19 protein-coding genes and 1 riboswitch are annotated in these 23,663 nt (G+C 65.1%); of the genes, 10 read left to right on the top strand and 9 right to left on the bottom strand.

Annotated features, from left to right (window positions below; genetic code table 11):
• Positions 1-69: 69 nt before the first annotated feature.
• Complete coding sequence (gene smpB / locus R9J51_RS09655) at positions 70-552, bottom strand: SsrA-binding protein SmpB (protein WP_168554333.1); 483 nt, start codon at positions 550-552, stop codon at positions 70-72.
• Between the two features lie 230 nt (positions 553-782).
• Here smpB and R9J51_RS09650 point away from each other — a divergent pair, with 230 nt between their 5' ends.
• The 6 genes from R9J51_RS09650 to R9J51_RS09625 all read left to right on the top strand — a co-directional run bounded on the left by R9J51_RS09650 (position 783) and on the right by R9J51_RS09625 (position 7,028).
• Positions 783-1,925, top strand: a complete 1,143-nt coding sequence (locus tag R9J51_RS09650; protein ID WP_169473928.1) for a patatin-like phospholipase family protein — start codon at positions 783-785, stop codon at positions 1,923-1,925.
• Positions 1,926-1,977: 52 nt separating this feature from the next.
• Complete coding sequence (locus R9J51_RS09645) at positions 1,978-2,760, top strand: 3-hydroxybutyrate dehydrogenase (RefSeq protein WP_168554332.1); 783 nt, start codon at positions 1,978-1,980, stop codon at positions 2,758-2,760.
• Positions 2,761-2,883: 123 nt separating this feature from the next.
• Complete coding sequence (locus tag R9J51_RS09640) at positions 2,884-4,098, top strand: argininosuccinate synthase (protein WP_179504323.1); 1,215 nt, start codon at positions 2,884-2,886, stop codon at positions 4,096-4,098.
• Positions 4,099-5,039: 941 nt separating this feature from the next.
• Positions 5,040-6,389: an aldehyde dehydrogenase family protein gene (locus R9J51_RS09635; RefSeq protein WP_179504322.1), complete on the top strand. Its 1,350-nt coding sequence runs from the start codon at positions 5,040-5,042 to the stop codon at positions 6,387-6,389.
• 92 nt (positions 6,390-6,481) lie between these two features.
• On the top strand, positions 6,482-6,661 hold the full coding sequence (locus R9J51_RS09630; protein ID WP_054130888.1) for an SANT/Myb-like DNA-binding domain-containing protein: 180 nt from the start codon (positions 6,482-6,484) through the stop codon (positions 6,659-6,661).
• 103 nt (positions 6,662-6,764) lie between these two features.
• A complete protein-coding gene (locus R9J51_RS09625; RefSeq protein WP_179504321.1) occupies positions 6,765-7,028 on the top strand; it encodes a hypothetical protein in 264 nt (87 codons plus the stop codon).
• Here the strand turns inward: R9J51_RS09625 and R9J51_RS09620 are convergent.
• A complete protein-coding gene (locus tag R9J51_RS09620; RefSeq protein ID WP_179504320.1) occupies positions 7,018-7,521 on the bottom strand; it encodes an isoprenylcysteine carboxylmethyltransferase family protein in 504 nt (167 codons plus the stop codon). The two genes, R9J51_RS09625 and R9J51_RS09620, sit on opposite strands and share 11 nt — an antisense overlap.
• Positions 7,518-8,567: a 3-oxoacyl-[acyl-carrier-protein] synthase III C-terminal domain-containing protein gene (locus tag R9J51_RS09615; RefSeq protein WP_179506409.1), complete on the bottom strand. Its 1,050-nt coding sequence runs from the start codon at positions 8,565-8,567 to the stop codon at positions 7,518-7,520. The genes R9J51_RS09620 and R9J51_RS09615 overlap by 4 nt, the downstream gene beginning before the upstream one ends.
• Before the next feature lie 133 nt (positions 8,568-8,700).
• Here R9J51_RS09615 and R9J51_RS09610 point away from each other — a divergent pair, with 133 nt between their 5' ends.
• Positions 8,701-10,257, top strand: a complete 1,557-nt coding sequence (locus R9J51_RS09610) for a DHA2 family efflux MFS transporter permease subunit (protein WP_179504319.1) — start codon at positions 8,701-8,703, stop codon at positions 10,255-10,257.
• Between the two features lie 425 nt (positions 10,258-10,682).
• Here the strand turns inward: R9J51_RS09610 and R9J51_RS09605 are convergent, their stop codons facing one another.
• The 6 genes from R9J51_RS09605 to R9J51_RS09580 all read right to left on the bottom strand — a co-directional run bounded on the left by R9J51_RS09605 (position 10,683) and on the right by R9J51_RS09580 (position 19,986).
• Positions 10,683-12,062, bottom strand: coding sequence for an SIR2 family protein (locus R9J51_RS09605; protein WP_179504318.1), 1,380 nt, complete (start codon positions 12,060-12,062; stop codon positions 10,683-10,685).
• Positions 12,063-12,334: 272 nt separating this feature from the next.
• Complete coding sequence (gene uvrA / locus R9J51_RS09600; protein WP_168554325.1) at positions 12,335-15,283, bottom strand: excinuclease ABC subunit UvrA; 2,949 nt, start codon at positions 15,281-15,283, stop codon at positions 12,335-12,337.
• 113 nt (positions 15,284-15,396) lie between these two features.
• Entirely contained in the window at positions 15,397-16,134 is a 738-nt protein-coding gene (locus tag R9J51_RS09595) for an ABC transporter ATP-binding protein (protein WP_169473912.1), read from the bottom strand.
• A gap of 11 nt (positions 16,135-16,145) precedes the next feature.
• On the bottom strand, positions 16,146-17,141 hold the full coding sequence (locus R9J51_RS09590) for a FecCD family ABC transporter permease (RefSeq protein ID WP_168554323.1): 996 nt from the start codon (positions 17,139-17,141) through the stop codon (positions 16,146-16,148).
• Positions 17,138-18,070: an ABC transporter substrate-binding protein gene (locus tag R9J51_RS09585; protein ID WP_432787962.1), complete on the bottom strand. Its 933-nt coding sequence runs from the start codon at positions 18,068-18,070 to the stop codon at positions 17,138-17,140. The genes R9J51_RS09590 and R9J51_RS09585 overlap by 4 nt, the downstream gene beginning before the upstream one ends.
• A 38-nt stretch (positions 18,071-18,108) precedes the next feature.
• Positions 18,109-19,986 carry a TonB-dependent receptor domain-containing protein gene (locus tag R9J51_RS09580; RefSeq protein ID WP_179504317.1) on the bottom strand — a complete coding sequence of 626 codons (1,878 nt, stop codon included), beginning with the start codon at positions 19,984-19,986 and terminating at the stop codon, positions 18,109-18,111.
• A 122-nt stretch (positions 19,987-20,108) separates the two neighbouring features.
• Positions 20,109-20,279, bottom strand: a riboswitch (cobalamin riboswitch).
• 169 nt (positions 20,280-20,448) lie between these two features.
• Here R9J51_RS09580 and R9J51_RS09575 point away from each other — a divergent pair.
• The 3 genes from R9J51_RS09575 (at position 20,449) to mdh (ending at position 23,625) form a co-directional block, all read left to right on the top strand.
• Positions 20,449-21,765: a cell wall hydrolase gene (locus tag R9J51_RS09575; protein ID WP_432787961.1), complete on the top strand. Its 1,317-nt coding sequence runs from the start codon at positions 20,449-20,451 to the stop codon at positions 21,763-21,765.
• 226 nt (positions 21,766-21,991) lie between these two features.
• A complete protein-coding gene (locus tag R9J51_RS09570; protein WP_168554320.1) occupies positions 21,992-22,366 on the top strand; it encodes a hypothetical protein in 375 nt (124 codons plus the stop codon).
• A 296-nt stretch (positions 22,367-22,662) separates the two neighbouring features.
• Positions 22,663-23,625, top strand: coding sequence for a malate dehydrogenase (gene mdh, locus R9J51_RS09565; RefSeq protein WP_179504316.1), 963 nt, complete (start codon positions 22,663-22,665; stop codon positions 23,623-23,625).
• The last annotated feature ends 38 nt before the right edge of the window (positions 23,626-23,663 follow it).

Below are 23,663 nucleotides of genomic sequence, written 5' to 3'. Positions count from 1 at the left end.
AAGGCGTTCGCCGCGATCCTGCACCCGCCCAGCTTGCCAAGCGATGAAGCCGCGGGCCAAGAATCGCGTTCAGTTATGTTCGCGCATGATCCGCGCCTTGTCGCGCTGCCAATCGCGATCCTTGATCGTGGCGCGCTTGTCTGCCGCGTTCTTGCCCTTGGCCAGGGCCAGTTCCACTTTGGCCCGGCCCCTGCCGTTGAAATAGACCGACAGCGGCACCAGTGTCATGCCCTTGCGCTCTACCGCGCCATGGAACTTGGCGATTTCACGCTCTTTCAACAGCAACTTGCGCGGGCGCTTGGGCTCGTGGTTGTAACGGTTGCCGTGGCTGAATTCGGGCACGTTGGAATTGACCAGCCAAACTTCGCCGTTCTTCACCTCGGCATAGGATTCGGCAATCGAACCTTCGCCAAAGCGGAGCGATTTCACTTCGGTGCCGGTCAGGGCGATGCCGGCCTCGTACACGTCTTCGATGAAATACTCGAACCGCGCGCGCCGGTTTTCGGCGACGATCTTCTTCTTGTCGAAGGCCTGGGGAGTTGGTCTTGCCATGATGCAGCCCATGTAGGGTGGGATTGCCCGCATGGAAAGCAGGCGAATTCCAAAGCCGCGCAAGTTTCTCCGCCACGCCCCCGCCCAGCACATGCGAAATCTGCAAGTGGCGCCCCAACAATCGGAACCGGGGTGGCGGAACCCGTCTTGCCAGTTTCACGTTGCCCTCCCACACTGCACCGCGCTGCACTGCACGCAGGCGGCGCACGACAAGGCGGAAAAAGACCACGATGGCCGATGCAACGCGCGAACGATGTGTTCTGGTGCTCCAGGGCGGCGGCGCGCTGGGCGCCTATCAGGCCGGAGTGTTCGAGGCACTGGCTGGCGAAGGCTATAGCCCCGATTGGGTGGCGGGCATTTCCATCGGCGCGATCAACGCCGCGCTGATTGCGGGCAACCCGCCAGAGCGGCGCGTGCGCAACTTGCGCGCGTTCTGGGAACAGGCATCGTCGCGCATCCCTTACCCTTCACCGTTCGCCGATGGCTGGGGCCGCCGCCTGTTCAACGAATGGGCCGCCGCGTCGGTTGCGCTTACCGGCATTCCCGGTTTCTTCACGCCGCGCACCACGCCGCCGTGGCTGGCCCTGCCCGGCTCGCCCGATTCGATCAGCCTCTACGACACCAGCCCGCTGCGCCAGACGCTGCTCGAACTGGTGGATTTCGACCTGATCAACAGCGGCAAAGTGCGGTTCAGCGTTGGCGCGGTCAACGTGCTCAACGGCAATTTCGCCTATTTCGACAACCGCGACCGCCTGATCGAACCCGAACACGTGATGGCCAGCGGCGCCCTGCCGCCGGGCTTCCCGCCGGTCATGGTGGATGGCGAACCCTATTGGGACGGCGGCATCGTTTCCAACACGCCGTTGCAATTCGTGCTGGACGAGCGCGCGCGCGAGGCAGACCGGCACGACAGCGCCCGTGCGCAGGCCGCGCGCGATCCGGTGCTGGTGTTCCAGGTGGATCTCTTCTCCGCACGCGGGATGATGCCGCGCAGCCTGGCCGAAAGCGCGCAGCGCGAAAAGGACATCCGCTTTTCCAGCCGCACCCGGCTCAACACCGACATGCAAAAGCGGATCGAGGCGCTCGAAGCCGCCGCGGCACGGCTGGCCGAGCGCCTGCCACCCGAATTTGCCAAGGACGAAGACCTCGCCACGCTGACCGCCCACGCCCAGGATGGGCCGGTGACGATCCTGCACCTGATCAATCGCGGCGAGGATTATGAAACCCAAAGCAAGGATTACGAGTTTTCGCGCATGACGGTGAACGGCCATTGGGAAAATGGCCGCCGCGATGTGGAACGCTCGTTTGCCAGCCCGCGCTGGAAACATCGCCAGCGCCCGCAGCGCGGCATCGTCACGCTCGACCTTGCCTGACGGCAGGGCCGGCACACCTTCTGGGGACCGACCAGACCTGGAGTTTGAAAAGATGAACCTCGACAACAAGATCGCCATCGTCACCGGGGCGGCCAGCGGCATCGGCCTGGCCATTGCCAAGCGCTATGCCCAGGCCGGCGGGCGCGTGGCGATTGCCGATCTCAAGCTGGACGCGGCGCAGGCCGCTGCCGATGGCATCAACGCCGATCATCCCGGCGCGGCGATGGCAGTGGAAATGGACGTGACCAGCGAGGACCAGGTCAACGCCGGCGTTGCCAAAGTGGTGGACGCCTGGGGCGGGGTGGACATCCTGGTGTCAAACGCGGGCATCCAGATCGTCAACCCGGTGGAAAATTTCGCCTTTGCTGACTGGAAAAAGATGCTGGCGATCCATCTCGATGGCGCCTTCCTCACCAGCAAGGCCGTGCTGCCGCACATGTATGCCAAGGGCAGCGGCGCGATCCTGTTCATGGGTTCGGTCCATTCCAAGGAAGCCTCCCCGCTCAAGAGCGCCTATGTCACGGCCAAGCACGGGCTTGAGGGCCTGGCCCGCACGATCGCCAAGGAAGGCGGCAAGAAGGGCGTGCGCACCAACCTGATTTGCCCCGGTTTTGTCCGCACCCCCCTGGTGGACAAGCAGATTCCCGAACAGGCCAAGGAACTGGGGATCAGCGAGGACGAGGTGATCAAGAAGGTCATGCTCGGCCAGACCGTGGACGGCGAATTCACCACGGTGGACGATATTGCCGAAGTGGCGCTGTTCTTTGCCGCCTTCCCGACGAATGCCCTCACCGGCCAGTCGCTGGTGGCCAGCCACGGCTGGTTCATGAACTGAGCGCGGGCGCGGGGGGCGAAAATCCCCCGCGCGCCTTGCGATATGGCCCCCTGCCTGTTAGGCGCGCCCCGTCCTTGCCCTGTCCGGGCATTGTCGCGTCTTTCAGTTGAGGAGTGCCCGCCCATGTCCGAGATCAAGCGTGTCGTCCTGGCCTATTCGGGCGGGCTCGATACCTCCGTCATCCTCAAGTGGCTGCAGGTGGAATACGGCTGCGAAGTCGTGACCTTCACCGCCGACCTGGGCCAGGGCGAGGAACTGGAACCGGCCCGCGCCAAGGCCGAACTGATGGGCGTGAAGCCCGAGCACATCTATATCGACGACCTGCGCGAGGAATTCGTGCGCGATTTCGTCTTCCCCATGATGCGCGCCAATGCCCGCTATGAAGGCGATTACCTGCTCGGCACATCGATCGCGCGGCCGCTGATTTCCAAGCGCCTGATCGAGATCGCCCGCGAAACCGGCGCCGACGCCGTGGCCCATGGCGCCACCGGCAAGGGCAACGACCAGGTGCGGTTCGAGCTTTCGGCCTATGCGCTGGAGCCGGGCATCAAGGTCATCGCCCCCTGGCGCGAATGGGACCTGACCAGCCGCACCGCGCTGATCGCCTGGGCCGAAGCGCACCAGATCCCGGTGCCCAAGGACAAGCGCGGCGAAAGCCCGTTCTCGACCGACGCCAACCTGCTGCACACGTCGTCCGAAGGCAAAGTGCTGGAAGACCCGTGGCAGGAAGTGCCCGACTATGTCTTCTCGCGCACGGTCAACCCGGAAGACGCGCCGGACGTGCCCGAATATATCACGATCGATTTCGCCAAGGGCGATGGCGTGGCGCTCAATGGCGAGGCGATGAGCCCGGCCACGCTGCTCACCGCGCTCAACGAGCTGGGCCGCAAGCATGGCGTCGGCCGCCTCGATCTGGTGGAAAACCGCTTCGTCGGCATGAAGAGCCGCGGCATGTATGAAACCCCGGGCGGCACGATCTATGCGGTGGCGCATCGCGGCATCGAATCGATCACGCTCGATCGCGGCGCGGCACACCTCAAGGACGAGCTGATGCCCAAGTATGCCGAGCTGATCTACAACGGCTTCTGGTTCTCGCCCGAGCGCGAAATGCTCCAGGCCGCGATCGACCACAGCCAGGCCAAGGTCAACGGCACCGTGCGGTTGAAGCTCTACAAGGGCCTTGCCTCGGTGGTCGGCCGCCAGTCGCCCGACAGCCTCTATTCCGAACGCCACGTGACGTTCGAAGACGATGCCGGCGCCTATGACCAGAAGGACGCGGCTGGCTTCATCAAGCTCAACGCCCTGCGTTTGCGCCTGCTGGCCCAGCAGGGGCGCTGATCTCCCTTCGAGGCTGCTTATGGCCTCCACCACCCCCAACCCCCTCCTCTGAAGAGGAGGGGGCTTTTTTGTGCCTGCGCAATACTCCCCCTCCTCTTCAGAGGAGGGGGTCGGGGGTGGTGCGAAGCCTTGCACAACACCGCAAACTCGCCTCGTCCCGCCCGTCAAACCATCCGCAAAATTCCCTCTTGCGCGACTCGAAAGACAGGCGCAGCATCCTGAAATCGACAGGATGAAGTGCCGCCAATCAGCAGGCGCAAGCCCCTGATTTGCAAAGCTCTTTACCTGAAGAGCAAGCCTTTTGCCAAACGGAACACCATGCATTCTGCTCGTGCCTTCACGGCATGGTGAGGGGGATATGTGGCGCCCGCGAGGGGGCTTGCGGCAATGGTTTTTGTGCGCAGCAATTTCGCACATGCCCGTGTCGAAACACGCGGCCAGGAATTGCGCCCACGGCGCCATTTGCCGGTGCCTTTGCCCCGGTGGGGTCCGTCCCGTGCGTTCATGATCGGCGCGCGTGGGAGCGGTGCTTCGGTGTAAAGGCCACGCCCGTGATGCTGCGCACCGTGCGGTGTTGCGGAAAAGGGTTCTGGCCTCGCCCTTCCCCGGGCGAGCGAATGCGGACTGCGCACGAGAGCTTTGACGCCGCCTGACCAGCCGGGCGCCGCCAACGGCCCAGGGGCTTTGATGTCCTGAACGGCCCTCGCCCGCAACCGTTGGTCAGCGCCCGCTTCCCCAAGACCGGCTTGGCCGGTCACAGGCGTTCGTGAGGGCCGGCAGCAATGCCGGCCCTCGTTTTATGCGCGGCGTCTGGCGCAGACTTTGCCTGCGCCGGGGCCTGCCCCTTCGTGCAGGGCCACGCTGGCAACATGGCATTTGCTTCCTGCAGAATTATCGTTAGTTTAACTAACGAATAAAAAGCCAGCAGGATGCCACGGACCATGACCATTGCCGTTCCCACCGCCGCCGACCTTTCGGCCGATATCGCGCGCGTCTTTGCCTTGCAGCAGGCCCACCAGTGGGAGGCGAAGGCCTCCAGCGCGGCGGAGCGCAAGGAGAAGCTGGCCCGCATGAAAGCCGCGGTCGAAGCCCATGCCGATGCCATCGTGGCCGCCGTGCAGGATGACACGCGCAAGCCGGTGGGCGAAATCCGCGTGACCGAGGTGCTCAACGTTACTGGCAACATCCAGCGCAACATCGACAATCTCGAAACCTGGATGCAGCCGACGGAAGTCGCCACCTCGCTCAACCCGGCGGATCGCGCGCAGATCCGCTATGAAGCGCGCGGCGTGTGCCTGGTGCTGGGGCCGTGGAATTTCCCGCTGGGCCTGGCGCTGGGCCCGGTGGCCGCCGCGATTGCCGCCGGCAACACCTGCATCGTCAAGCTGACCGACCTGTGCCCGGCCACGGCGCGCGTTGCCGCCAAGATCATCCGCGAAGCCTTCGATGAAAAGGACGTGGCCCTGTTCGAAGGCGACGTTTCGGTGGCAACCGCGCTGCTCGACCTGCCGTTCAACCACATCTTCTTCACCGGCAGCCCGCGCGTGGGCAAGATCGTCATGGCCGCCGCCGCCCGCCACCTCACCAGCGTGACGCTGGAACTGGGCGGCAAGTCTCCGGTGATCATCGATGCCGGCGCGGACATCGCGCCGATCGCCGCGGCCCTGGCCGCTGCCAAGCAGTTCAACGGCGGCCAGGCCTGCATCAGCCCGGACTATGTCTTCGTGCCCGAAGACGCCAAGGCCGCGCTGGTCGACGGGTTCCGCGCCCGCGTGCAGGCCAACCTCTATGACGAAGCCGGCCAGTTGAGGAAGGACGGCATTGCCCAGATCGTCAACAAGGCCAATTTCGACCGGGTCAAGGCGATGTTCGACGATGCCGTGGCCAAGGGCGCCACGGTGGCCGTGGGTGGGCAGTTCGACGCCGATGACCTGACGATCCACCCCACCATGCTCACCGACGTGACACCGCAGATGGCGATCCTGCAGGACGAGATCTTTGCCCCGGTCATCCCGGTTATGACTTATGACACCCTCGACCAGGCGATCGGCTATATCGAGGCGCGCGACAAGCCGCTGGCGCTCTATGTGTTCAGCAAGGACGACGCGACGGTCGAGAAGGTGCTCGCCCGCACCTCTTCGGGCGGGGTCACGGTCAACGGCGTGTTCTCGCACTATCTGGAAAACAACCTGCCGTTCGGCGGCGTGAACACCAGCGGCATGGGCAGCTATCACGGCTACTTCGGCTTCAAGTGCTTCAGCCACGAACGCGCGATCTACCTGCACCAGTGATGCGATGGCCGGGCGCGCCCACCCGCGCGCCCACACCGCACCGGGTCTCGTTTCCTTGGACAGCCCGCCCGCTGTGGACTACCGCCCGCGCCATGGCCGAAAAGTTCGAACGTCATCGCCAGCCCTGGACCCCTGCGGAACTCCAGAAGCTTCACACCCTTGCCAAGAAAGGCATGGGCCTCAAATCCATCGCCAAGGCCCTCACCCGCACCGAGGAATCGGTGAAGGATCGCGCCAAGGCAGACGGGCTGAGCATCGCCAAGCTGCGCTGAACTGCCGCGCCCCAAGTACGGCAAGCCGTTGACAAGCATCGCAAGAATGGGTCCAATCGGCAGCATCCGGGCAAAGCCTGCCCCTGTCGCAAGGAATGCATCGATGCTGTCACGTGCTGCCCGCGTTGTTCTGGCCCTGGGTGCCATTGTGCTGGGCATGGGCCAGGCCGCTGCATCGCCCCAGCCCGATCCGGGCAAGAAGGCTTGCGTTCAGGAAGCGCGGCGGCTGTGCCCGGCAGAGATGAAATCGTTGAGCCGCAAGAAGGTGGAAGCCTGCATGATCACTAAGATCGAGCAGACGTCACCGGTGTGCCACGCCGCCATGCTGCGCATCAAGGCCGAGCGCGAGGCGGCGGCTAAGCACTGACTTTTCCATCGCCGTAAAGCGCGCGGTTTTCTGCCCCGATCCGCACCGTCAGCATCGCCGCGTTCAGAACGGTGAACAGCAGCGCCACCCAGACCAGCCCGAACGTGAGCGGTAGCACCGCGATTTCGGCGGTCACCACCATGTAGTTGGGATGGCGCACAAAGCGAAACGGCCCCCGCTTCACCAGCGGCGCTTCGGGCGTGACGATGATCCGCGTGGTCCAGCGCGGCCCCAGCGTGGCGAGCACCCATACCCGCAGCAATTGCAGCACGGCGAACACCCCCAGCAAGGGCAGCGAAATCGGCCGATCGCCCACGGTGAACCACAACACCGCCAGCCATGCCGTGTGCATCGCCACCATCACAGGATAGTGCGACGCGCCCACTTCGCGCGCGCCGGCGGCCAGCAGCCGCGCGGTGTTGCGCCGGGCAATCACCAGTTCGCTCAACCGCTGCAGCGTGACAAAGGCCATGATGGCATAGGCCGCGTTCATGCCGCGCACCGCAGCGTGAGCGAAGACGCGGTAAAGCCCGGCCCCAGCGCGTTCATCACGCTGAGCGGCGGCAGCCCTTCCCGGCGATAGCGGTCCAGCACGAACAGCACCGTGGGCGCAGACATATTGCCATGATCACGCAAGACCTCTCGCTCCTTGACCAGCGCCCCCTGGTTGAGCGCCAGGGCCTGTTCCAGCGCATCGACCACCTTGGCCCCGCCGGGATGGCAGATGAACCGATCCACGTCTTCGATCTTCAGCCCTTGCGGCGCCAGCATTTCCTGCATCGCCTGGCGCATTTCCTGCCGGGCGAAGGCGGGAATGGCGCGGTTGAGCACGACGCCGAGCCCGGTCGGCTCCGCCTGCCAGCCCATGATGTCGAGCGTGTCGCGCCAGGTCTTTTCCGCGCTCGCCGTGATCTGCACGAAACCGCCCTCGCCGCTGCGCAGCACGCAGGCCGCTGCGCCATCGCCAAACAGCGCGGTGGAGACGATATCGGCCTTGTCGGCGCGGTTGGTGCGCAAGGCCAGGCTGCACAGCTCGACCGTCACGAACAGCACATGCGAACCCGGCGTGGCCCGTGCCAGCTTGCTCGCCAGGCCAAGGCCGGAGGTGCCACCGGCGCAGCCCAGGCCGAACACCGGCACACGCGCCACGTCGTTGCGGAACGGCAGCCGCGCCATGGCCCGCGCTTCCAGGCTGGGCGTGGCAATGCCGGTGGAAGACACGGTGACGATCGTATCCACCTGCTCGGCGCGCAGATCGGCTTGCGCCAGCGCCTGCTCGGCCGCCGCCACCCACAGATCGAGCGCGACGGAGAGATAGACTTCGCTCCGTTCGGCAAAGCTGCGCTCGCTGCGATACCATTGCACCGGCATGGCCAGTTGGCGGGTGTGGACGCCGGCGTTGGTATAGACGGCGGCCAATCGCTCGAAATCGGCAAAGTGCCCGCCGATCAGTTCCCGCGCGGTGGCGATCGCTTCGGCCTGGGGCAGGATATTGGCCGGGGTTTGGGTGCAAAGCGAGAGAATCGAAACGGGTTGCATCACGGATGTCGCCTGAAAGACCGGCGAACCGGCAGCAAATGTCCCAGCCCCGAAACGAATTTGTCGAGAGCGAGTTCCTTAGCCTGCGTTATGATGGGCGCGGGCTCGCACAGGAGAATCGATGGCTGGACGCATGGTTGGCACTGACGCCCCGAGCCTAAGCGAACATGACGGCGCAAGCTATCGCGAATGGATCGGCTTCATCCTGATGTGCCTGGGCATGTTCATGGCCATCCTCGATATCCAGATCGTCGCCACGTCGCTCCCCGCCATCCAGGCGGCCCTCGGCATCGCGCCCGATCAGATGGTGTGGGTGCAGACGGCTTATCTCACCGCGGAAATCGTGGCGATCCCGCTCACCGGCTTTCTCACCGCGCGGCTGGGCATGCGCTGGCTGTTCGTGGCCGCTGCCTGCCTGTTCACCCTGGCATCGGCGGGCTGCGCGTCCAGCAGCGGCTTTGGCCAGTTGATCGCGTGGCGGGTGGTTCAGGGCTTTGCCGGGGGAACCCTGATCCCGGCGGTGTTCGCGGCTGTGTTCCTGCTGTTTCCGCCGCGCAGCCAGGGGCTGGCGACCACGATTGCCGGTGTTGCGGCGGTGCTGGCGCCCACCGTGGGGCCGATCGTGGGCGGGTGGATCACCCAGTCCTATTCCTGGCACTGGCTGTTTCGCGTCAACATCCTGCCCGGCGTGATCGCCAGCCTGGGCGTGCTGATCTTTCTGCGCGGGCAATCGACGGGCCGGCAGGTGGGCCGCCGGGTCGATCTGCTCGCGCTGATCCTGCTCGCCGCGGGGCTGGTGGCATTGCAGCTTGGCCTGAAAGACGCGCCGACGCTGGGTTGGGCCAGCCCGCGCGTGCTGGGGCTGCTGGCCGGCGCGGCCGCGTGCGCCGCCTGCTTCGTGTGGCGCACGATGCTGTCCAGCGCTCCGCTGGTGGAGTTGCGCTGCTTTGCCGATCGCAATTTCACCATCGGCTGCCTGCTCAGCTTCGTGCTCGGCTTCGGGCTGTTCGGCTCGACTTATCTGATGCCGTTCTTCCTGGGCCTGGTGCGCGAGCATGGGCCGCTGCAGATCGGTGAGATCATGCTGGTGACCGGCTGCACGCAACTGCTGGTGGCACCCATCGCCGTCTATGCCGAACGCCGGATGGACCCGCGCCTGCTGACCGGCTTCGGCTTCGTGCTGTTCGCCATCGGCCTGCTGCTCAGCACCGGCCAGACCGAACAGACCGACTTCCACGCGATGATCCTGCCGCAGATCGTGCGCGGCGCCGCGATCATGTTCTGCCTGCTGCCGCCCACCCGCATGGCACTGGGCCGCCTGCCCGATACTCTGGTGGCCGACGGCAGCGGCCTGTTCAATATGATGCGCAACCTGGGCGGCGCCGTGGGCCTCGCCCTGATCGACACCACGATCTTCACCCGCGCCGCCAGCGCCGGCACCCACATCGCCGACCAGCTCCGCGCCGGCGACGTGGCCACCGCCGTCCGCATCGGCATCCCCCGCGACGCCTTCCTGGAACAACGCGGCCAACCCCTCGATGATTTCACCACCGAGATGGTGCGACCCCTGGTGGAAAAAGCAGCGCTCGTTCCGGCGGTCAATGCCGCGTGGCTGCTGTGCGGCGTGCTGGTGGCGCTGGCGGTGATGGCGCTATGGTTCGTGCGGCGCGAGGCGCGGCCTCAGGGCTGATGGCAACGCATCTCCCGTAACACCACGGCCCTCCGCAGACCATCCAATCCTCCCCGATTCGGGGAGGGGGACCACCGCAAAGCGGTGGTGGAGGGGTGGTGCGGCAGTACCGGCGCCGCACGTGGAACGTTGAGATTGCTGCGCTCAAGAACGGCTGTTGCGCGCAGCACAGCTATTGAATTGATTTCACACGAAGCCACGAAGACACGAAGAGGATAAGCTTCTTCGTGTCTTCGTGGCTTCGTGTGAAAAATATGGGGCAGCGGCCCATGCATGCAGCACGCCACGCGACCGTGCGCGCCTTCTGATCGCTAAGAGATCAGTATACTGTCCCCGGAATTCACGTTGCCCCCGGAATTCACGCGAGGCGCGGCCTCAGGGTTGACAGCAACGCATCTCCCGAAATTTCCGTGACGGCAAACTGCTCATTCTAAATCAAGTTCGTAATCCTCACCTGCTTGGACTTTTTTAAGTATCTCTAGCATGTCGGCAGAGTATTTGTGAAACATAGTCTTATTCACTTTTTCTGTTCTATGATAGCGGTTATCGCTTTCTTTAATATCCACGCCCTTATCTTCTTTTATCTTTCTGATCAGCGACACAGCTATGTACGATCCTTTTCCGCCAAGCTGATTTGTCAGTTCGGTGGCACTAAGGCAGTGATGCGCAGATGCTGCACTGTAATCGCTGATATTTGCAATCCCAAACAACTTGGCAAAGCTGTTTGAGTCTTCAACAGCTTGGTTGAGCATCTTGAAATCCGCTTCGATCGTCATTGTCGGAATGTCATGGCGAACGAGGGTGTATGAACGAGCAATCAATGCCCTAAGCACTCGTGGGTTGACATCATTGAGAACTGGGTTGGCCGCGAATGCATCGAATACCCAGCCAAAATCTGACGCTTCGATCAACTTCACACGGATGCTGCGATCTTCTTCTGTCGCTATCAACTTGTCTCTGGCTGGGCTACTGTCGGCCGCTAACCCATCGTTCCATTCCAGGATATAGACATTCGGGATTATACCGCCCTTTTCAGGTAGGGCTTCGTCGATATCTGATAGGATAGACCGAATATTGGGGTCGGATGCGCTATATCCGATGAACAGCACTGGATGCTCATTGAAGAAAGTTAACAGTTTAGCACTTAAGAACTTTTTCTTTTTAGCAAAATTATCATAGTCAGTCTGAGTAAATACAATGCTATTATACTGCTCAATTGATCCATGTATTTTAAATATTTCTCCCACCGAAAACTGCTGCCCCCGGAGAATCTGCTGGCCGATAATAGGCTCATGGTCGGGAAAAATCATCTCGATCATCCGGTCATAATTGGTCGTTATGATCGCATGAGGCTTGATGTTACGGAGAGCTTCAATTTCTGCTTTAAAATTATCGCCGCCTAGCTGCGAAAAGTCTGCCGGTGTTATAGAATTGAGGAGAGCAGATATTTTGAATTTCAAGTAGTCTTGTGCGTTCACATCCTCGCCGAACATGTTCTCGGGGAACTCATTATGCCCCACGCCCCAAGCCCATTCTTGATATAGGCGAGCAAACTCCTCACCAATTTTCATCGGAGTTTTAAGCGACTGCTTGTAAAATCCAAGCCCCTTTTCAATTGCCGAACACTCACCAGCAAGGTGATTTAGCAGTTCGTCCCAGTTAGGGGCACCCATATAACGACGCGGAAGTCCTGAACCAATGAACAGTATGGGTTGGCAGCCCATAGCTTGTACTGTTTCGGTGATATCCTCGCTGATCTCCTCAAGATACCGCTGATACCGCGTTTGCTGAACTTCTTCCGTCACAAAACCCCCATGTCCAAACGGATTCCGAGATATCAGGCTAAGAGGTCGCCACCAATGGAGTTGATCTTAGTAATGGGTAGCAGTGCCATCGTAGAGCACTTTCCTACGATGCGAACCCAATGACGGCAATATCCCAATCTCTGCCCATCACTTGCAACGGACCTGCTTAGTCTCGAGATGGTATAGCATCCCTACAAGTCGCGTTCTGCCGCCCCCCTCCACCACGCTTCGCGTGGTCCCCCTCCCCGCGGAGCGGGGAGGATCTTAGGCCTTCACCGCTTCAACAACGGCGCCAGGTAATGCCCGGTAAAGCTCGCCTTGGTCTTGGCCACCTGCTCCGGGGTGCCCACGGCGACCACTTCGCCGCCGCGCACGCCGCCTTCGGGGCCCATGTCGATGATCCAGTCGGCGGTCTTGATCACATCCAGGTTGTGTTCGATCACCACCACGCTGTTGCCCTGGTCCACCAGGCGGTGGAGCACTTCCAGGAGCTTGCGCACGTCTTCGAAGTGCAGGCCGGTCGTGGGTTCGTCGAGGATATAGAGCGTCTTGCCGGTGGAGCGGCGGGCCAGTTCCTTGGCCAGTTTCACGCGCTGGGCTTCGCCGCCCGATAGCGTGGTGGCCTGCTGGCCCACTTTCACATAGCCCAGCCCCACTTCGTGGAGCATGGCCATGCGCTCGCGGATCGGGGGCACGGCCTTGAAGAATTCCACCGCGTCTTCGATCGTCATGTCGAGCACGTCGGCGATGGAATGGCCCTTGAATTTCACTTCCAGTGTTTCGCGGTTGTAGCGCTTGCCGCCGCACTCCTCGCACGTCACGTAAACGTCGGGGAGGAAGTGCATTTCGATCTTGATCAGGCCATCGCCCTGGCAGGCTTCGCAGCGGCCGCCCTTGACGTTGAAGCTGAACCGGCCGGGCTTGTAGCCGCGCGCCTGCGCTTCGGGCAGGCCGGCAAACCAGTCACGGATCAGGGTGAACGAGCCGGTGTAGGTGGCCGGATTGGAGCGCGGGGTGCGGCCGATGGGCGACTGGTCGATCTCGATCACCTTGTCGCAGTGTTCGAGGCCCTTGATCGCATCATGGGCGCCGGCCACCACGCGCGCGCCGTTGAGCATGCGCGCCGCGCCGGCCTGGAGCGTGTCGATGGTCAGGCTCGACTTGCCCGAGCCGGACACGCCGGTGACGCAGCAGAACGTGCCGAGCGGAATCTTGGCCGTCACGTTCTTGAGGTTGTTGGCCCGCGCGCCTTCGACCACGATCGACAGGCCATTGCCCTTGCGCCGCTTCTTGGGCACTTCGATGCGGCGCGCGCCCGTCAGGTATTGGCCGGTCAGGCTGTCTTCGCTGGACAGGATATCGTCCAGCGTGCCTTGCGCCACGATTTCGCCCCCGTGCACGCCCGCGCCCGGCCCCAGATCGACGATATAATCGGCCGTGCGGATCGCGTCTTCGTCGTGCTCCACCACGATGACCGTGTTGCCGAGGTCACGCAGGCGCTTCAAGGTTTCGAGCAGGCGGTCGTTGTCGCGCTGGTGCAGGCCGATGGAGGGTTCATCGAGCACATAGAGCACGCCCGAAAGACCCGAGCCGATCTGGCTGGCCAGGCGAATGCGCTGCGATTCCCCGCCCGAGAGCGTGCCGGACGTGCGATCGAGATTGAGGTAATCGAGGCCGACATTGTTGAGGAAGCCAAGCCGCTCGTTGATTTCCTTGAGGATGGCCTTGGCAATCTGGCTCTGCTGGCTGGTGAGCTTGCCATCGAGCGTGGCGAACCATTCCAGCGCATCGCTGACCGACAGGTGCGTGGCGGTGGAAATGTCGCTACCGGCCACTTTCACGCTCAGCGCCTCGGGCTTCAACCGCGCGCCGTTGCAGGTTTCGCAGGGCTGCGCGGTCTGGAACTTGCCCAGTTCCTCGCGCATCCAGGCGCTTTCGGTCTGCAGCATGCGCCGGTTGAGGTTGCCGATCACGCCTTCGAACGCCTTGGAGACGGTGTAGCTCTTCTTGCCGTCGATGAAGGTGAGCGGCACGGCCTTGCCGGCGGTGCCGTGGAGGATCACGATCTTCACTTCGCCCGGCAGCTTGTCCCAAGGCGTGTCCAGGCTGAACCCGAAATGCCCGGCCAGGCTGGCGAGCACCTGCATGTAATAGGGGCTGGGCGGGTTGGACTTGGCCCAGGGCACGATGGCGCCCTGCTTGAGGCTGAGATGCTCGTTGGGCACCACCAGTTGTGGATCGAACAGCAGCTTTTCGCCTAGGCCATCGCAGGCCGGGCAGGCCCCCTGGGGCGCGTTGAACGAGAACAGGCGCGGTTCGAGCGCGTCGAGCGTGAAGCCCGAGACGGGACAGGCGAACTTTTCGGACAGGACGATGCGGTTGTCGGGCAGGCCCGCGCCCTTCAACTGGCCCTTGGCGGCGCCCTTCTTGGCCTTTTCCGGCGGCGCCTCGCCATTTAGTTCCGCCACGGTGGTGTCGGCCAGGTCGATATAGACCAGGCCATCGGCCAGCTTGAGCGCCTGTTCGAAACTGTCGGCCAGGCGCGTCTGGATGCCGTCCTTCACCGCGATGCGGTCGACCACCACTTCGATGTCGTGCTTGTACTTCTTGTCGAGCGCCGGGGCGTCTTCGATGGCAAACATCTCGCCATCGATACGCACGCGGGTGTAGCCCGCCTTCTGCCACTCCGCCAGTTCCTTGCGGTATTCACCCTTGCGGCCGCGCACCACGGGGGCGAGCAGATAGGCGCGCGTGCCTTCGGGCAGGGCCATCACGCGGTCGACCATCTGGCTGACGGTCTGCGCGCTGATCGGCAGGCCGGTGGCCGGTGAATAGGGAATGCCCACCCGCGCCCAGAGCAGGCGCATATAGTCGTAGATTTCGGTGACCGTCGCCACGGTGGAGCGCGGGTTGCGGCTGGTGGTCTTCTGCTCGATGGAAATGGCGGGCGAAAGGCCGTCGATGTGCTCCACATCGGGCTTCTGCATCATTTCCAGGAACTGGCGCGCATAAGCCGAAAGCGATTCGACATAGCGCCGCTGCCCCTCGGCATAGATCGTGTCGAACGCCAGGCTGGACTTGCCCGAGCCCGACAGGCCGGTGATCACCACCAGGCTGTCGCGCGGCAGATCGACATCGATGCCCTTCAGGTTGTGCTCGCGCGCGCCGCGCACGGAAAGGGTGGTCAATGCGCTACGCGCACGAGTGGATGCGGTCGACATGAAGGGCGGTGTTCCAGATTTGTTCGATTCACGCAAGCCTGTCGCAGCGCAGCAATAGCCGCGCAAGATGGCTGCGTGGGCAAGGACGATTGATCTGGAATGTGGGAAGCCGGTCAGCCGATCGCAAGCGCGCGGCTGCGCCCGTCTCCTACCCAGCGCGCCTTGACCCCCCACACGCTGGCCAGCACCTCTTCGGCCAGGGCCACGTGCGGCGGGCCATTGGCCGCCACGGTGCCGCGATCGAGCACGATGACGTGATCGGCGTGGTTCATCGCCAGCGCTAGATCATGCACCACCACCACCACGCCCACGCCCTGGCCGGCCAGGCGGCGAAAATGGGCAAGCAGCGCCTGCTGGTGCGCCAGGTCGAGCGCGGCCAGTGGTTCATCCGCCAAGACCCAGCGCGGCTGCCCGGCCAGCACGCGGGCGAGCAGGGCGCGGGCGCGCTCCCCGCCCGAAAGCGTGCCCACCTCGCGCCCGGCCAAGGCATTGAGATCGAGTGCGTCGAGTGCGGCCATGGTGGCGGCGGCGTCCACCTTGGCCGGGGTGCGGTGCGGCAGGCGGCCCAGCCGCACCAGCGTTTCCACCGTCACGTTCCATGCCACTTCGCCGGCCTGGGGCAGATAGCCGATCGCCATGGCCCGCTCGCGCCCGGTCAATTCGCCCAGGCGGTGCTGGCCCAGGCACACGCGGCCCGCGTCAGGCTCTACCAGGCCGGCCAGGGCGGACAGCAGGGTGGACTTGCCCGCGCCGTTCGGCCCGCAGATCACCGTCAGGCGCCCGGGCGCAAGGCCTGCGCGCACTTCGCGCAGGCGGCCCACCACGGTTACGGCTTCGGCAACAAGTTCCATGCGCGCCCCTTTCAGGCGAGACCACGCCGCAGGCGCAGCAGGAGGTGCAGGAAGAACGGCGCCCCCAGCAGGCTGAGCGCGATGCCCAGGCGCAGTTCCCCGCCCGCCAGCGGCAGGCAGCGACACAGCGCATCGGCGACCAGCAACAGCAGGGCACCAGCCAGCGCGCTGGGCAGCAGCAGGCTGGACGGGCGGCGATCGGTGAACGGGCGGACAATGTGCGGCACCATCAGCCCGACAAAGCCGATGACCCCGGCGGCCGAAACCCCGGCGCCCACCACCAGCCCGACGCCCAGCACCATCATCCAGCGCAAGGCCGCGGGATCGAGCCCCATCGACCGCGCGGCCAGTTCGCCCAGCGTCAACGCATCGAGCGACGGCCCTGCCCGCCACAGCACGGCAAGGCCCAGCGCGGTGAGCGGCGCGGCCAGCGCGACATCGTGCCAACTGCGGTCGGTGAGCGCGCCCATCAGCCAGGTCACGATCTCGGTCAGGGCAAAGGGATTGGGCGCCAGGCTGATCGCCAGGCTGGTGAGCGCGCCGGCAAGGCTGGAAAGCATCATCCCCGCCAGGGTGAACAGCGCCACCCCGCCGGCCAGGCCGGTGCGCGGCCCCGAAGCGATCAGGGCGAGCAGGACCATGCCGCCCGCCGCGCCTGCCAGGGCCATGGCCGGTAGCGCGAAAGGCTGCACCGCAAAGCCCATGAACAACGACAATACAGCACCCAATGCAGCCAGCGGCGCCACCCCGAACAGGCCGGGATCGGCCAGCGGATTGCGCAAGTATCCTTGCATCGCCGCGCCTGACGCGCCCAGCCCGGCGCCCACCACCACCGCCAGCACCGCGCGCGGCAGGCGCAGTTGCGCCAGGATTACCGTGGCATTGGCACTGTATGGGGCCCCGGCTGGATCGAACGGATTGATCCACACCTGCCCCGCCATCAGGCACAGCGGAAACAGCAGCAGGAGCAGCGTGGCCAGCACCACGGGCAGAGCGGCTCGGTTCATTGCGGCCTACCCAAAGCTTTGTCCAACGCAGGGCCTTCCAGTTCGCGGCGCACCGCCACCAGCCGATCGAGCAGGCGCGGAATCGTGGGGCCACCGCAATAGATGAGATTGGGCGCGATCGGGGCGCGCGCGGTGTGCGTCAACGCAGCGAGCGCGGGGTGGAACAGCAGCCGGTCTTCGTCCGGGCCGGTGCCTGGCACGATCGTGCCCGGTGCCGGGCCCACCGCCAGGATCACGCGCGGCGGATCGGCCAGCATGCGCTCCAGCGGCAGGCGTTCGGATTGGCCCAGCCCGCGCTGCGCGCTGAAATTGGCAAAACCCGCCTGGCTCATCAGGTCAGAGACCAGCGTGTGCTGGCCCGGCACCAGCCCGCCCGGCTCCCACAACACGGCCGGAATGGGAACATGGCCGGGCGGCGGCGCAGCCTCTGCCACGGCGCGATCGATCTGCGCCAGCAGTGCCGCACCGCGCTCTGGATGGCCGGCCCAGGCGGCCAGGCTGCGGACCTGCGCGCGCGCCGCAGCCAGCGAATCGGCAATGCCCACCGTTTCCACGCGCAGCCCCATGCTGCGCAGCGCCGCCAGCGTGGCCGGATCGGCATAAGTGCTGGTCACCACCAGGTCGGGATGAAGCGCGACCACGCTTTCCACGGCGCCATCGGTGGAGGGAAAGCGGCGCGCCTCGGCCACGTCCATCGAGGTTTGCGCAGGATCGCGGCTGTAGAAGGACAGCGCCAGAATCTGCCCGCGGTCGGCCACTTGCGCCAGCACCGCGTCGCTGCACGGGTTGAGCGAGACGATACGCGGCAGGGCACCTGCGCCATGCGCCGCCTCACCGGCCGGGGCAACCCGCGCGCATCCCACCAGAGCCAGGGCCAGCAGTGCAGGCAGGCGGCGGCAAGACAAGCGGGGCAGCACACGGCCGATCACGTCAAGGTCATTCCTTTCGCTGGTGCCGCGGCGCGCCATCAGTAGCGCAGGCGCACCCCGCCAAACACCGAACGACCCAGCGCGCCATAGCCCGCTGCCGTCACCAGCGGCCGATCGAACACGTTTTCCACCCGGCCGAACAGTTCGGCCTGATGAAGGATCGGCAGGCTGGCGCGCAGCGTGGTGACGCTACCGCCCGACAGCTTGATCGAATTGGCCGCGTTGTCAAAGGTTTCGGATTGAAAACGGATATCCGCGGCGAGGGCCAGGCCGGCCCAGGGCGTGGTCCAGTCCAGCGAAGTGGTCAGCGCGTGGCGCGGACGGCGCGCCAAGTCCTTGCCGAACGTGGCCGCGCCAGGGGTGCGATCGGTCGCTTCGGTATAGGCATAGGCGATCTGCCCCTTGACCCCTGGGCTGAGCGTGGCGCCCACTTCCAGTTCGGCGCCCTGCGCGCGCGCCTTGCCCACGTTGTCATACACGCCATAGGCATGGCCGGTGCACAGCGCGCTTTCCACCATGTAGCACGAGACGTAGGTGATGAGGTTGCGCGTATCGCGGCGGAACAGCGTGAGCCCGGCGTGGAACGTGCCGTCTGCGCTGGTATAGGCCAAGCCGGCATCATAACTGCGGCTGCGTTCGGGATTGAGATTGGCGTTGCCGTAATCGGGCGAAAGCAGTTGGTAGAGCGTGGGCGCGCGGAAGCCTTCGCCATAGCTGGCGTTGAACCGCAGGCCGCGCAGCACTTCCACGGTGCCGTTGGCCCCGAGGCTCACGTTGCTGCCGAACTGGCTCTGTTCGTCATAGCGCACGCCGCCGGCAAGGCTGGCCTTGGCACCATACCAGCCGAGCATGGCATGGCCGCTGGTCAGGTGCGCGCGCTGTTGCGCGTCAAAAGTGCTGTCGAACCGGGTCCATTCGCGATCCGCGCCGAAATCGAGCGCGAAATCGGCCGGCAGCGCATAGCGGCCGTTGAGTTCCACCCGCTCGCTACGGCCGTTGTAACCGTATTCGAACGTGTCGTCTGCTCCGCCGGTGTAATAGCGGCGGCGCGTGTCCGACAGGGCATAGCCTGCGTCCAGCGTGAGGGCGCCGCCCGCGTAATGCACCCCGGCACGGCCGAAGAACTGCCGGGTGGTGGTATATTCGGGGGTATCGCCGAAATTGAAATCGGCGTCATAGCCATCGATCTGGGTCTTGCCATCGGCATAGCGGGCGCTGGCCACCAGCGAAAGCGTGTCGGTCAGGTTGACGCGGCCCTTGCCGCCCACGCGCCACTGGTCATAGCCATCGCGTTCCGTGCCATTGGCTGCGGCCGAGACGCCATCGGTGGTGGCATAGCCGCCGCCCAGCGAGAAGGCATAGCGATCGCGCTTAACCCCGGCGACCGCCTCGGCATCATAGCTGCCGCGCGAGCCGGCTTCGGCCGAAGCTTCCGCGCCGTCGATCTCGCGCGTGGTCACCGCGATCACCCCGCCGATGGCCGAACTGCCCCAGATGACCGAGTTGGAGCCGCGCAGCACTTCGATCCTTTCGATGCCGCCGCTGGTCAGCGTGCCGAAATCGAACCCGCCCGAAGGCGCGGACGGGTCTTCCACCCGTACGCCATCGACCAGGACAAGGGTGTGCTGCCCTTCCCCGCCGCGCAGGCGCACGGCCGTCTGCGCGCCAAGCCCGCCGGTGCGCGAATAGGTCAGCCCCGGCACGCGTTCGAGCACGCGGGTGATATCGACACCCTGCACCGCCTCGATCGTTTGCAGCGGCACGACGCTGATCGCCTGGCCGGTCTGGTCGAGCGACAGGGCGCTGCCGGTGGCCAGGACGGTGATTTCTGCGCCATCGGATGGTGCAGCTTCCTCGGCATGGGCAGGCATGGCCAGCACGAGCGTGGCGGCCAGCGCAAACAGCGAAGTCTTCATGGTCTTTTCCTCCCGGCCCATGGACAGTCTTGCCGTCCATGGCGCGAGGGTCCGCCGGGCCCCGGGCGGAAACTCGTCACGCTTGCGCCCGGTACACCCCGCCCGGCCGCGGAACGACCACACACCGGCAGGTTTCCTGGCTCATCCGAAGTCATCGCGACACGCCGGCCTTCCCAGCCCGCGTGGGGGCCAGTGGCGCACAAAGGGCGTGGCGCTCGTCCGGAAACAGTTGCGGGGGCAGCGCCGGCTTTGGTTCCGGCTTCCCTCTTAGCCCGCTTGCGCGGGCACCGGTGGCGTCTGCCGCGGCCGATAGCGCCCCCTGTACCATGGGGCAAGCCCGCGGCAGAATTTAACCAAGCGGTAGCGGGGTGTGCCTTATCGGGACGAAGCCATTTACCCCCGTGCATGGTTGCCACGCAGCGACTAACGCACCATTGCAAGATCAGGCCCCTGCCCGCCCTTATGCCAGACCCGAGTCCCTTCACCGGCGCCACGCCCACCCTGCCACCCGAAGCGCTGATGCCGCCGCCGGGGCCGGAAGAGCGCGCGATGCTGGCGCAGCGGCGGCAGGCCGATGGCGCGTTGCTTCAGGCGCTGACCCTGGCCCCGGTGCGGCCACGCGATTTTGCCGCACGCATCCGCCGGCGCGACATGACATCGTGGCGGCACCAGCACCGCGCAGGCTCGCGCCTGGCAGAGCGCGCTGCCGGCATTGCCGCGATCGGCGCGCTTGGCCTGGTGCTGGGCGCGGTGGGTTGGGGATCGCCGGGGATCGATGCCGCGGCCGCGCACGATCGTAACGGCCTGCAACCATTCGAGCGCGCGGGCGAAAGTTTCCCCGGCTCGGCATTCTATTACGTTTCGGCCCAGGACAGCGGCCTGCTGGCTCCGCAGGACGCCGCGCGCGCCTGGGACCGGCAGGTGGCCGCGATCCATGGCGACGCCGACGACGCGCCCACGCTTGCGGCCTGGGCGCGCAATCCCGCGGCGCGGCCGCTGTTTGCCTCGGGCAGCGGCGAAGACCGCTGGCGCGCGCTGCAATGCCTGACCACCGCGATCTATTACGAAGCCGCTTCGGAACCCGATGCCGGCCAGCGCGCGGTGGCGCAAGTCGTGCTCAACCGCGTGGCCCATCCCGCTTTTCCCAAGACCGTGTGCGGCGTGGTCTACCAGGGATCGGAACGGCCCGGCTGCCAGTTCAGCTTCGCGTGCGACGGCGCTATGGCGCGCCGCCCGGTGCAGCAGTTCTGGGACCGCGCGCGGCGCGTGGCCGCCGATGCCCTGGCCGGCAATGTCTTTGCCCCGGTTGGCCTCGCCACGCATTACCATACCAGCGCGGTGCACCCGCTGTGGGCAGACAAGCTTGCCTTCATCGGCACGATCGGGGCGCATCGCTTCTATCGTTGGGCCGGCACGGCCGGCCTGCCGGCTGCTTTCACCGGCACGTATCGCGGTGCAGAGCCGCTCGCCGCCCCGCATCCGCGCAGCTGGGTGCCCGTCGCGGCGGATCTGGCCGATCCGCTGACGCTGGAAAAAGCGTTCGAGGATGGCCGCATGGCCGCACTGGAGCGCACGACCGCCGGGCCGGGCGGTGCGCCCCTGGCACAACCGGCAGGCACGGGCCTGCGTGCGGTCGATTCGCCCTTGCGCGGCATGGCGCCGGCCGGCCCCGCGCTGTCGGGCACGCCCCTGCCCGGCGCGCCGAGCGGGCAACTGCGCCCCGAAGCGAGCGAGGCTTATGAAAACGCGGGCAAGTGGATTGCCCAGCCGCACGGCTGAACCCACGCGCCGCTGCGGCACGGCCACGCCGGGCCACTTCACTTCCACCGCCATGGCAGCATCAACGGGTCGTTTACCGTCTCGTCTCATCCCCTGTTAGCGCGCACCCCCTTAGAAGGACGGCAGAGCTGCTGCGGATTTCAGCCCGCTTGCCGCTTTCAACAAGGAAAAAGCCGAATTTACGCGAAATTTCGGTGTCGCAACGAACAATGGAGACCATCTGCGCATGCTGCGTTTCGCCCCTCGCTATGGCATGATCTCGCCCTGTCTCCGCCGGCCCGCCGGCCGGCCGGCCCATGCGGCCAACGACAATCCCGGCTGGGCCAGCCTGCGCCAGGCCAATGGCACCGCGCACGCTTCGCCGGGCCGGATGATGGCCGCGCGCGTGGCTGACAATCTTGCCGACGATGCCCTGCTGGCCCAGGCGCTGCGCCTGTTTGCCAGTCACGGCCACGCCGCCGCCGGGCAGGCTGCCGCGGCAGCCAAGGGTGCCGCCGTGGCGGGCGATCACGATGGCGCCGCCTGGTGGGCGCAAGTGTGCCACACGCTCGATCGCCGCAAGGGCCACGCCCTGGAACGGGAACTGGCCGGCCTGGCGTGAATTGCCCTGAAAGCCGGCCACCCGGTGCCGTTCTGGCGGGCGGGCACTGGCCTGCCTGTCGCATTCGTATGAACGGCCGATTTACTGTTTAATGCTATTGCGAACTCTTATCAAAGAAACCCGCAAATGCGGGGTTTTTTGCGGTTGCAATCCCTGCCGGGCAGGCCTACGTGCCCCTCCACTTGTCGGCAACCCTTCCCGTCTCGCGGGCGCGGGGGGACCTCCATCCGGGGGCTTGAGTCGGCAACGCTTGAACGCTTGTCCCGCGACGTCTCCGGGAAAGGACCGTAAAGCACATGGCACGCAAGAAGATCGCGCTGATCGGCGCGGGTAACATCGGTGGCACTCTGGCGCATCTGGCCGCGCAGAAGGAACTGGGCGACATCGTCCTGTTCGACGTGGTGGAAGGCGTTCCCCAGGGCAAGGCTCTCGATCTCTCGCAGTGCGGCCCAGTCGAAGGTTTCGACGCCAAGATCATCGGCACCAACGATTACAAGGACATCGCAGGCGCGGACGTCATCATCGTGACGGCCGGCGTGGCGCGCAAGCCCGGCATGAGCCGCGATGACCTGCTCGGCATCAACCTCAAGGTGATGAAGGCCGTTGGCGAAGGCATCCGCGACAACGCGCCCGACGCCTTTGTGATCTGCATCACCAACCCGCTCGACGCGATGGTCTGGGCGCTGCGCGAATTCTCCGGCCTGCCGCACAACAAGGTGGTGGGCATGGCCGGCGTGCTCGACTCGGCCCGCTTCAGCACCTTCCTGGCTTGGGAATTCGGCGTTTCGGTGCGCGACGTGAACTCGTTCGTGCTCGGCGGCCACGGTGACACGATGGTTCCGGTTGTGGAATATTCCACCGTTGCCGGCATCCCCGTCACCGATCTTATCAAGATGGGCGCTTCCACCCAGGACAAGATCGACGCGATCGTGCAGCGCACCCGTTCGGGCGGCGGCGAGATCGTCGGCCTGCTCAAGACCGGTTCGGCGTTCTATGCCCCGGCCGCTTCGGGCATCGCCATGGCCGAAGCCTACCTGTCGGACCAGAAGCGCGTCCTGCCCTGCGCCGCCTATGTCGATGGCGCCTATGGCGTTGACGGCCTCTATGTTGGCGTGCCGGTGGTGATCGGTGCAGGCGGCGTGGAAAAGGTCATCGAAATCAACCTCGATGAAACCGCCAAGGCCAACCTCCAGGTTTCGGTCGATGCGGTGAAGGAACTTCTGGTGGCCTGCAAGGGTATCGATCCTTCGCTTGCCTGATTGAATGCCTGGCCCGCGGCTTGCCTTTCGGGGCGGCC

It is taken from the genome of Novosphingobium rhizosphaerae (genome assembly GCF_050920675.1).
Classification (GTDB): Bacteria; Pseudomonadota; Alphaproteobacteria; order Sphingomonadales; family Sphingomonadaceae; genus Novosphingobium; species Novosphingobium rhizosphaerae.
Note: the sequence above shows the minus strand (reverse complement) of the source record. Positions and strands in the feature narration are given on the sequence as shown.

Excerpts from the sequence above, each read along its gene's own strand:
- R9J51_RS09640 (WP_179504323.1), top strand. The coding sequence starts at position 2,884 with ATGTCCGAGATCAAGCGTGTCGTCCTGGCCTATTCGGGCGGGCTCGAT.
- R9J51_RS09620 (WP_179504320.1), bottom strand. The coding sequence starts at position 7,521 with ATGAACGCGGCCTATGCCATCATGGCCTTTGTCACGCTGCAGCGGTTG.
- R9J51_RS09645 (WP_168554332.1), top strand. The coding sequence starts at position 1,978 with ATGAACCTCGACAACAAGATCGCCATCGTCACCGGGGCGGCCAGCGGC.
- R9J51_RS09615 (WP_179506409.1), bottom strand. The coding sequence starts at position 8,567 with ATGCAACCCGTTTCGATTCTCTCGCTTTGCACCCAAACCCCGGCCAAT.
- R9J51_RS09595 (WP_169473912.1), bottom strand. The coding sequence starts at position 16,134 with ATGGAACTTGTTGCCGAAGCCGTAACCGTGGTGGGCCGCCTGCGCGAA.
- R9J51_RS09650 (WP_169473928.1), top strand. The coding sequence starts at position 783 with ATGGCCGATGCAACGCGCGAACGATGTGTTCTGGTGCTCCAGGGCGGC.
- mdh (WP_179504316.1), top strand. The coding sequence starts at position 22,663 with ATGGCACGCAAGAAGATCGCGCTGATCGGCGCGGGTAACATCGGTGGC.
- R9J51_RS09635 (WP_179504322.1), top strand. The coding sequence starts at position 5,040 with ATGACCATTGCCGTTCCCACCGCCGCCGACCTTTCGGCCGATATCGCG.
- R9J51_RS09590 (WP_168554323.1), bottom strand. The coding sequence starts at position 17,141 with ATGAACCGAGCCGCTCTGCCCGTGGTGCTGGCCACGCTGCTCCTGCTG.
- R9J51_RS09570 (WP_168554320.1), top strand. The coding sequence starts at position 21,992 with ATGCTGCGTTTCGCCCCTCGCTATGGCATGATCTCGCCCTGTCTCCGC.
- uvrA (WP_168554325.1), bottom strand. The coding sequence starts at position 15,283 with ATGTCGACCGCATCCACTCGTGCGCGTAGCGCATTGACCACCCTTTCC.
- R9J51_RS09625 (WP_179504321.1), top strand. The coding sequence starts at position 6,765 with ATGCTGTCACGTGCTGCCCGCGTTGTTCTGGCCCTGGGTGCCATTGTG.
- R9J51_RS09575 (WP_432787961.1), top strand. The coding sequence starts at position 20,449 with ATGCCAGACCCGAGTCCCTTCACCGGCGCCACGCCCACCCTGCCACCC.
- smpB (WP_168554333.1), bottom strand. The coding sequence starts at position 552 with ATGGCAAGACCAACTCCCCAGGCCTTCGACAAGAAGAAGATCGTCGCC.
- R9J51_RS09610 (WP_179504319.1), top strand. The coding sequence starts at position 8,701 with ATGGTTGGCACTGACGCCCCGAGCCTAAGCGAACATGACGGCGCAAGC.
- R9J51_RS09630 (WP_054130888.1), top strand. The coding sequence starts at position 6,482 with ATGGCCGAAAAGTTCGAACGTCATCGCCAGCCCTGGACCCCTGCGGAA.
- R9J51_RS09580 (WP_179504317.1), bottom strand. The coding sequence starts at position 19,986 with ATGAAGACTTCGCTGTTTGCGCTGGCCGCCACGCTCGTGCTGGCCATG.